This is a genomic window from Streptomyces sp. NPDC051315, assembly GCF_044455165.1.
GTDB lineage: Bacteria > Actinomycetota > Actinomycetes > Streptomycetales > Streptomycetaceae > Streptomyces.
In genome coordinates, this window is the sequence record NZ_JBITEN010000012.1 from 275,882 (window position 1) to 284,883 (window position 9,002).

Annotated in this window: 8 protein-coding genes; 5 read left to right on the forward strand and 3 right to left on the reverse strand. The window is 72.6% G+C overall.

The features are described 5' to 3' along the window. The first annotated feature begins 85 nt into the window (after positions 1–85). The 5 genes from ACIBBD_RS24035 (at position 86) to ACIBBD_RS24055 (ending at position 4,521) form a co-directional block, all read left to right on the forward strand. Positions 86–538: an Lrp/AsnC family transcriptional regulator gene (locus ACIBBD_RS24035; protein WP_399421538.1), complete on the forward strand. Its 453-nt coding sequence runs from the start codon at positions 86–88 to the stop codon at positions 536–538. Positions 539–567: 29 nt separating this feature from the next. Further along, positions 568–990, forward strand: coding sequence for a MerR family transcriptional regulator (locus tag ACIBBD_RS24040; RefSeq protein WP_399421539.1), 423 nt, complete (start codon positions 568–570; stop codon positions 988–990). A 20-nt stretch (positions 991–1,010) separates the two neighbouring features. Continuing rightward, a complete protein-coding gene (trxA, locus tag ACIBBD_RS24045; RefSeq protein WP_399421557.1) occupies positions 1,011–1,325 on the forward strand; it encodes a thioredoxin in 315 nt (104 codons plus the stop codon). Between the two features lie 178 nt (positions 1,326–1,503). Next, positions 1,504–3,756 carry a HelD family protein gene (locus ACIBBD_RS24050; protein ID WP_399421540.1) on the forward strand — a complete coding sequence of 751 codons (2,253 nt, stop codon included), beginning with the start codon at positions 1,504–1,506 and terminating at the stop codon, positions 3,754–3,756. Between the two features lie 405 nt (positions 3,757–4,161). Continuing rightward, on the forward strand, positions 4,162–4,521 hold the full coding sequence (locus ACIBBD_RS24055; protein WP_399421541.1) for a hypothetical protein: 360 nt from the start codon (positions 4,162–4,164) through the stop codon (positions 4,519–4,521). 67 nt (positions 4,522–4,588) lie between these two features. On the opposite strand, the gene glgB is transcribed toward ACIBBD_RS24055, so the two are convergent. The 3 genes from glgB to ACIBBD_RS24070 all read right to left on the reverse strand — a co-directional run. After that, positions 4,589–7,309 carry a 1,4-alpha-glucan branching enzyme gene (glgB, locus tag ACIBBD_RS24060; RefSeq protein ID WP_399421542.1) on the reverse strand — a complete coding sequence of 907 codons (2,721 nt, stop codon included), beginning with the start codon at positions 7,307–7,309 and terminating at the stop codon, positions 4,589–4,591. Between the two features lie 13 nt (positions 7,310–7,322). Then, on the reverse strand, positions 7,323–8,693 hold the full coding sequence (locus ACIBBD_RS24065; protein WP_399421543.1) for a maltokinase: 1,371 nt from the start codon (positions 8,691–8,693) through the stop codon (positions 7,323–7,325). A gap of 88 nt (positions 8,694–8,781) precedes the next feature. Beyond that, on the reverse strand, positions 8,782–9,002 hold a 221-nt coding region (locus tag ACIBBD_RS24070; protein ID WP_399421544.1), incomplete at its 5' end, for an alpha-glucosidase C-terminal domain-containing protein.

Genomic DNA, 9,002 nt, shown 5'->3' on the forward strand with positions numbered 1-9,002 from the left:
GAGGTCTGAAGGGGAAGACATGGGAGATCCGGCCACCGCACCGAAAGAACCACGGCATCTTCGCTCCGCCGCCAACGGAACGTCGGTGGCCTTCGACGCGCTGGACCGGCAGATCCTCCACCTGCTCCAGACCGACGGACGGATCAAGCTCAGCGAGCTGGGCCGGCGGGTGCGCCTCAGCCCGGCCGCGGTCACCGAGCGGGTGCGGCGGCTGGAGGCGACCGGCGCGATCACCGGTTACGGCGCGCAGGTGGCACCGGCCCGCCTCGGCTACGGCATCCAGGCGTTCATCCGGGTCGACCCGCACGGCGGCTACACCCTCAAGCACCCCCGCACCCTGGAGCTGATCGACCGCCCCGAGATCACCGAGGTGCACCATGTGGTCGGCGAGGACTGCTGGATCCTCAAGGTCGCCGTCGCGGACACGGTCCACCTGGAAGAGGTCCTCGAACAGACCTCGGCGCTGGGCCGCACGACGACGTCGATCGTGCTCACCTCCCCGGTCGAGCGGAAACCGCTCCTGCCGCCCTTGCCTTGACGTCGGCGTCAAGCCGTACGTTCGTCACCATGCGAATCGGCGAGCTGGCCGCACGGGCCGGGACCACGACGCGGGCGCTGCGGTACTACGAGTCGCGGGGGCTGCTGCCCGCGCGGCGTGACGAACTGGGTCATCGTGCGTACGACGAGCGCGACCTGCGGTTGTTGCGGCAGATCAGGACGTTGCAGGACGTCGGGTTCGAACTGGAGGAGACCCGGCCCTTCGTGGAGTGCCTGCGCGCCGGGCACCCGGAGGGCGACTCCTGCCCGGCGTCGCTCGCGGTGTACCGGCGCAAGCTGGACGAGCTGGACGCGCTCATCGGGGATCTGCGCGCGGTCCGGGAGAAGGTCGCCGGGCAGCTCGCGCGAGCGGAGGCGGCGCGGGACGAGCTGGGTGCCGAGGCGCTGGTTCCGGGGGGTCCGGAACCCGTGTGCGAGCTGGGAGGACAGTGACGGTGACGAAGGCGGCCGGAGTGCCCGAGGTGACGGACGCGGACTTCGGGGCGGAGGTGCTGGGGGCGGATCTGCCGGTGCTGGTGGAGTTCACCGCCGACTGGTGCCCGCCCTGCCGGCAGATGGCGCCGGTGCTCAGCGCGCTCGCGTCGGAGGAGGGGGAGCGGCTGAAGGTGGTGCAGTTGAACGTGGACCACAACCCGGACACGACCCAGCACTACAAGGTGCTGTCGATGCCCACCTTCATGGTGTTCCGCGGTGGTGAGCCGGTGAAGGCGATGGTGGGGGCGCGGCCGAAGCGGCGGCTGCTGGAGGAGCTGTCGGACGTGCTCTGAACACCCCGTACACCAGGAAATCCCCCGGACAATTGCGTCCGGGGGATTTTTCTGCGTATATTCAATGGTTCGCGACTTGGAATGGAGCGGTCGCGCAGAAGTTCAGTGAGCACAGTATATCCGGGCGGGAGCGGAATTGTCAAACACCGAGTCAAACACCGAATTCACCGACGGTGAAATGCGCGGTGAACAGGAATTCATCGACGGCCTGTACGCCCGCGTGGACGCCCTGCGCGGCGACACCGAGGCCTCGGTGGCCCACGCCCTCGCCCAGGGCGACAAGCCCATGCAGGCCCGGCTGGAGCGGGACATCCTGGTCGCCGAGCGCTCGGGGCTGCTCGCCGCGCTGAACGCCGTCGACGGCTCCCTCTGCTTCGGCCGGATCGACCTGGCCTCCGGCGCGAGCCACCACATCGGCCGGATCGGGCTGCGCCTGGACGACGCCGAACGCACCCCGGTCCTCGTCGACTGGCGGGCCGACGTCGCCCGCCCCTTCTACCTGGCCACCGGCCACACCCCGATGGGCCTGCGCCGCCGTCGGCACATCTCCACCGAGGGCCGCCGGGTCACCGCCCTGCACGACGAGTTCCTCGACCTCGGCGACGCCACCCGCACCGGGTACGAGGACCCGGCCGGCGACGCCGTCCTGCTCGCCGCCCTCGACGCCGCCCGCACCGGCCGCATGCACGACATCGTGCAGACCATCCAGGCCGAGCAGGACGAGATCATCCGCGCCCCGCACCGAGGCGTCCTGGTCGTCGAGGGCGGTCCCGGCACCGGCAAGACGGCGGTCGCCCTGCACCGGGCGGCCTACCTGCTCTACGAGCACCGCGAACTGCTCGCCAAGCGCGCCGTGCTGATCGTCGGCCCCAACCCCGCCTTCCTCGGCTACATCGGCGAGGTGCTGCCCTCGCTGGGCGAGACGGGCGTGCTGCTCGCGACGGTCGGCGAGCTGTACCCGGGCGTACGGGCGACGGCCACGGACACCCCCGAGGCGGCCGCCGTGAAGGGCCGCGCCGACATGGCCGACGTGCTCGCCGCCGTCGTACGCGACCGGCAGGCGCTGCCCGACCCGGTGATCGCGATCGAGCACGACCGCGAGGTGCTGATGCTCGACGACGGGCTCGTGGGCGTCGCCCGTGAGCGCACCCGGGCCGCCCGACTGCCGCACAACGCCGCTCGTGAGCACTTCGAGGGCCACATCCTCAACACGCTCACCGAGCTGTACGCCGAGCGCGTCGGCACCGACCCCTACGACGGCTCCAGCCTCCTCGACCCCAGTGACATCACCCAGATCCGCGACGAGCTGGCCGAGAACCCCGACGTGTGGTCCGCCATCGACCAGTTGTGGCCGGTGCTCACCCCGCAGCGCGTGGTCGCCGACTTCCTCGCCGACCCCGAGGGGTACGTCGGCGACGAGGACGCGGCCGCCATCCGCCGGCCGGTGACCCGGGCGTGGACCGTGGCGGACGTACCGCTGCTCGACGAGGCCGCCGAACTCCTCGGCGAGGACGACCGGTCGGCGCGGGCCCGGGCCGACCGCGAACGGCAGACGCAGATCGCCTACGCGCAGGGCGTGCTGGACGTCTCCTACGCCTCCCGCACCTACGAGTTCGAGGACAAGGAGGACAGCGATCCGGAAGCCAGCGAGGTGCTGTCCGCGCACGACATCATCGACGCCGAGCGGTTCGCCGAGCGGCACGAGGAGGACGATCACCGCAGCGCGGCCGAGCGGGCGGCGGCCGACCGGACCTGGGCGTTCGGGCACATCATCGTCGACGAGGCGCAGGAGCTGTCGCCGATGGCGTGGCGGCTGCTGATGCGGCGCTGCCCCACCCGCTCGATGACCCTGGTCGGCGATCCCGCCCAGACCGCGGAGGCGGCCGGCGTCGGCTCCTGGTCGGGGATCCTCGAGCCGTACGTGCAGGACCGCTGGGAACACACCCGGCTCGGCGTCAACTACCGCACCCCGGCCGAGATCATGGAGGTCGCCGCGGCCGTCGTACGCGCCGAGCAGCCGGAGTTCGCGCCGCCCAGCTCGGTGCGCTCCACCGGCGTGCGGCCCTGGGCGCGCGCCACCGACGACCTGCCCGCCGCGGTCGCCGAGGCGGTCCAGGAGCTGACCCCGGCCGAGGGCCGGCTCGCGGTGATCGCCCCGCGCGAGCTGCACCGCCGTCTGGCGGCCCGGCTGGACGGGGTCACCGCGGGCGCCGAACCGGACCTCACCCGGACGGTCGTGCTCCTGGACCCCCGCCAGTCCAAGGGCCTGGAGTTCGACTCCGTGCTCGTGGTCGAACCGGGCCGGTACGGCACCAGCGACCTGTACGTCGCCCTGACCCGGGCCACGCAGCGGCTCGGCGTAGTGCACACCGGGGAACTGCCGAAGCCGCTGGCCGAAGCCCTTTCGGCACGCGGGACGACCAGGACGTAGCAGTTCGGGCCGCGCTCACCGCGCGTGCACGGACGGTGCGGCAGGCGGTGCGGCAGGGAAGCCCGCCTCCCTGCCGCCGCACCGGCCCGACGCCCCGCGCTCGGGTCGCTGCCCGCGGAGCCGTTGCTCACCGCGGAGCGCGACACCGACCCGGGCGCCGTGCACGGCGCCCTGCCCCGCGGCGGCCACCCGGAGTTCCCCTCGGCCACGGCCGGCCCCGAGGGCGGCGGGGGCCGGGCCGGGCGGGCGGCTGACGGCCCTCGCGGCGGCTGGTCTCGCACGAGAGACGTCCCCAGGCCCCCGCGCTGACCTGCCGGTGAAGCCCGGCCGCAGATTTCCCCAAGGTTTCCCGAAGCCGGCCCCGGCACGGTGAGAGCACACACCCGCTCGCACGAAGGGGAAAACATGAGGAAGAAGCGCAACGCCCTGTCGGTACTGGCCCTGTCGGCGGCCACGGTGGCGCTCACCGCCACCGGGGCGGGCGCGACCGCCCACGCCGAGACCGGCAGCAGGATCCAGGCGACCTGCCACGTCTCCGGCGCGTTCTGCGCGACCAGCGACAGTGGAGGGAGTCTCACCCTGTACTGCGGCATGTCGCGGAGCATCCCGTGGAGCGGTGGCGGCACCTGGAACAACCGCCTCCCGGGCAACGGCGTGGTCCGGATGTTCGGCGCGGACGGCACCCGGATCTACACCACGCCGGCCAACTACGGTCCCGTCCGGGGCAACTGGACGCCCGTGTACAGCATCCGCGCCGACTGCTGAGCGGATCCGGGACGGCCGTGAGCCCGGTGGCGACGACCACCGGGCTCCACGCCGCCGCGCCGCCTGCTCAGGCCGGCCGCAGCCACACCGTCGCCAGCGGGGGCAGCGTCAGCCGGATGCTCGCCGGTTTCCCGTGCCAGGCCCGGGGCTCGGGCTTGACCGGGTGGGCATGGGTGACGTCGCTGCCGCCGTACCGCGCGGCGTCGGTGTTGAGGACCTCGTGCCAGGCGGGGACGTCGTCGGGGACGCCGAGACGGTAGTCCTGGCGGACGACCGGGGAGAAGTGGCAGACGGCCAGCAGGGGCGTGCCGTCGGCGTCGTACCTCAGGAAGGCGAGGACGTTGTCGTCGGCCGCGTCACCCACCACCCACTGGAAGCCGTCGGGCGTGGTGTCCCGCTCCCACAGGGCCGGCGTCGACCGGTAGACGGCGTTCAGGTCGCGGACCAGGTCCCGTACGCCCCGGTGGTCGGCCTCGGCGCCGTAGGCGGGGTCCAGCAGCCACCAGTCGGGACCGTGGGCCTCGGACCACTCCGCGCCCTGGGCGAACTCCTGGCCCATGAAGAGGAGCTGCTTGCCGGGATGGGCCCACATGAACCCCAGGTACGCCCGGAGGTCGGCGCGCCGCTGCCACCAGTCGCCGGGCATCTTCGACACCAGCGAGCGCTTGCCGTGGACGACCTCGTCGTGGGAGATCGGCAGGACGTAGTTCTCGCTGTAGGCGTACACCATCGAGAAGGTCATCTCGTGGTGGTGGTATGCGCGGTGGACGGGCTCGTGGCTGACGTACTGCAGCGAGTCGTGCATCCAGCCCATGTTCCACTTCAGTCCGAAACCGAGCCCGCCGAAGCCGCTGGGACCCCGGTGGTGCGTGGCCCGGGTGACGCCGTCCCAGGCCGTCGACTCCTCGGCGATCGTCACCACGCCCGGGTTCCTGCGGTACACGGTGGCGTTCATCTCCTGGAGGAAGGCCACCGCGTCCAGGTTCTCCCGGCCGCCGTGTTCGTTCGGCGTCCACTGGCCGGGCTCGCGCGAGTAGTCCAGGTAGAGCATCGAGGCGACGGCGTCCACCCGCAGGCCGTCGATGTGGAACTCCTCGCACCAGTACGTGGCGTTGGCCACCAGGAAGTTGCGCACCTCGCGCCGCCCGAAGTCGAACTCCAGGGTCCCCCAGTCGGGGTGCGCGGCCCGCAACGGGTCCTCGTGCTCGTACAGGGGCCGCCCGTCGAACTCGGCCAGCGCCCAGTCGTCGCGCGGGAAGTGCGCCGGTACCCAGTCCATGAGGACACCGATCCCGGCCCGGTGCAGGGCGTCGACCAGGTACTTGAAGTCGTCGGGGGTGCCCAGCCGGGCCGTCGGCGCGTAGAAGCCGGTGACCTGGTAGCCCCAGGAGCCGCCGAAGGGGTGCTCGGCGACCGGCATCAGCTCGACGTGCGTGAACCCCAGGTCCTTGACGTACGCCGGCAGCTGTTCCGCCAGTTGGCGGTAGGTCAGACCGGGCCGCCAGGACGGCAGGTGGACCTCGTACACCGAGAGCGGGGCCTCGTGGACCGGCCGGTCGGCCCGGCGCGCCAGCCACTCCTCGTCGCCCCACTCGTAGTGCGAGGCGTGCACGACCGACGAGGTGGCCGGCGGCACCTCCGTACGGCGGGCCAGCGGGTCGGCGCGCAGGGTGTGCGAACCGTCGGGGCGGGTGATGTCGAACTTGTACAGCTCGCCCTCCCCGATGCCCGGCACGAACAGCTCCCAGACCCCGGAGGAGCCGAGCGACCGCATCGGGAACCCGGTGCCGTCCCAGAAGTTGAACGTGCCGGCCACCCGCACCCCGCGCGCGTTGGGCGCCCACACGGCGAAGCGGGTTCCGGCCACGCCCTGGTGGGTCATCGGATGCGCCCCGAGCACCGTCCACAACTGCTCGTGCCGGCCCTCGCCGATCAGGTGCAGGTCCAGGTCGCCCAGCGTGGGCAGCAAGCGGTACGCGTCCTCGGTCTCCAGGGCCGTGCTCTCGTACGTGACGAGGAGGCGGTAGTCCGGTACCTCCTCCAGGGGCAGCAGGCCGGAGAAGAAGCCGTCGCCGTCGTCGTGGAGGTCGGCGCGCAGATCGCCGGAGACCACCGTGACGGACAGCGCGTAGGGGCGGAAGGCCCGCACGACGATCCCGCCGGGCGCCGGATGGGCGCCGAGCACGGAGTGCGGATCGTGGTGGGTGCCCTGCAGCAGCCGCTCGCGGTCGACGGCGTCCAGCGCGGGGGAGAGGGCGACCTCCAAAGGCTCCACGGCGGGGTTCGTCGCCGGGGCCTTCCTGGCGGAGCGCCTCCGCGCCGGGGCCTTGGCGGGAGCCTTCTTCGCCACGGCCGGCGCGGGCGCCGTCTTGGCCACGGCCTTCCTGGTCACGGCCTTCTTGGCGGACGCCTTCTTGGCGGCGGACGCCTCGGCCACGGCCTTCTCGGCGGACGTCCTGTTCGCGGCGGGCTTCTCGGCACTGACGTTCTCAGCGGTTGCTTTCCTGGCCACGGTCGTCTTCGCCATGGCCGTCTTGGCTGCGGCCTTCTTGGCCGTGGCCTTCGCCGCGACGGCCTTCTCGGCGACGGCCTTCTTCACGGTGGCGTCCTCGGGAGTGACCCTCCCGATCGCCGCCGTCTTCGCGCTCGCCGCCTTCTCGGCCACCGCCTTCTTGGCCACCGCTTTCTTCGCCACCGCCTTCTTGGCCACCGTCTTCTTCGCCACTGCCTTCTTCGCGGCGGCTTTCTTCCTCGGGTTCGAACCGTCGGACGGGGGACTGGGGGTCACGGGCCAAGCCTCCTCAGAGCTGGTCGGATGCGGCGAGCCTGCGTATCGCGGACAGCGGGACGGGGAGCCAGTCGGGGCGGTGCCGGGCCTCGTAGACGACCTCGTAGACGGCCTTGTCCGTTTCGTAGGCCCGCAGCAGTACGGGATCGGTGCGCGGGTCCGCGCCGGCCACCTCGGCGTACCCGGAGCAGTACGCCGCCCGGCACGCCTCGGCCCAGCCCGGTGCCGGCGGGTCGGCCGAGTGGGCCGCGTAGTCGAAGGACCGCAGCATGCCCGCCACGTCCCGCACCGTCGGCTGGGGCATCCGGCGCTCGGCCAGCGGCCGGGCCGGCTCACCCTCGAAGTCGATCAGCGCCCACTCCCCGGAGGGCGCGCGCAGGCACTGCCCGAGGTGCAGGTCCCCGTGGACCCGCTGGGCGGTCCAGGTGTGGCCCTCGGCCGCGAGATCGGCCAGCGCCGTGAAGGCGGTGCGCAGGGCGGGCGCGTACGGATGGAGCGCGGGCACCGCCTGCGCGGCCGCGTCGAGCCGCTCGACCATGCCGTCCACCAGCGGCCCCAGCTGGGCGTGGCCCAGGGTCGCCGTGGGCAGCGCGCGGGCGAGCGCCGTGTGCACCTCGGCGGTGGCCCGCCCCAGCGCCCGCGCCTCGGTGCCGAAGTCCTCCCCCTTGGCCAGCTCCCGCAGAGCCAGCTCCCAGCCGTCCGCCGCGCCCTGCACATAGGGCTGGAGCACGCCCAGGACGTACGGCTCCCCGCCGAGCTCGGCGTGCATCCACGCCGTCGGTGCCGGCACCCGGGGGCAGCCCTCACGGGCCAGCGCCAGCGGCAGCTCCAGGTCGGGGTTGACGCCGGGGACGACCCGGCGCAACAGCTTCAGGATGAACGTATCTCCATAGACGACCGACGAGTTCGACTGCTCGGAGGTCAGCCGGCGTGGCACCAGGCCGGAACGTATCTCCTGCGCCGGGTCCCGCTCGCAGCGCAGGACGCCGATCCGGGCCCCGGTGCGCAACGCCTCCAGCAGCACCTCGGCGGGCCGCGGATCGTACAGGGCGTCGTACACCGTCCGCCCGGCGAGCGGTCCGTCCGGCACATGGCCGATCAGCGCGGGCGCCAGCCGGGGCGGCAGCGCCTCGCGCACGCCTATCAGGAGCTGGTAGCAGTCGCCGGGCGAGGCCGGCTGGTGGGCGCGCACCAGCAGGTGGTACAGGCCCAGCCGGGCTCCGGCCGGCAGCAGCTCCGTGGCCGCCACCAGCGAGAACCCGGTGACCGGACTCCCCTTGCCGGCGAACCAGCGCTGCCGTGGCAGCCATTCCCGCAACAGGGGCGTCAGTGACGCGAGGAGACCGGGGCTCGTCTTGCCGGAAAGTGTGACTGTGTCCGCCATTGCGTCACATTCCTTTCCCCGGGGAGGGTCGGGGTGCTACTGATGCGTGCCCCGGGCGGGGCAGTGGAAACCGCCCCGCCGCGGGGTTCTAGGCAGCGTCCCTGCGAAGCCGGAACCAGTAGAAGCCGTGGCCTGCGAGGGTGAGCAGGTAGGGCAGTTCGCCGATGGCGGGGAAGCGGACCCCGCCGAACAGCTCGACCGGGTAGCGGCCCTTGAAGCGGCGCAGGTCCAGTTCGGTGGGCTGGGCGAAGCGCGAGAAGTTGTGGACGCACAGGACGAGGTCGTCCTCGTACTCGCGCAGGAAGGCGA

What these genes read in the sequence shown, in the direction of transcription:
- ACIBBD_RS24040 (WP_399421539.1), top strand. Translation starts at nt 568, where the DNA reads ATGCGAATCGGCGAGCTGGCCGCACGGGCCGGGACCACGACGCGGGCG.
- ACIBBD_RS24065 (WP_399421543.1), bottom strand. Translation starts at nt 8,693, where the DNA reads ATGGCGGACACAGTCACACTTTCCGGCAAGACGAGCCCCGGTCTCCTC.
- ACIBBD_RS24055 (WP_399421541.1), top strand. Translation starts at nt 4,162, where the DNA reads ATGAGGAAGAAGCGCAACGCCCTGTCGGTACTGGCCCTGTCGGCGGCC.
- ACIBBD_RS24050 (WP_399421540.1), top strand. Translation starts at nt 1,504, where the DNA reads ATGCGCGGTGAACAGGAATTCATCGACGGCCTGTACGCCCGCGTGGAC.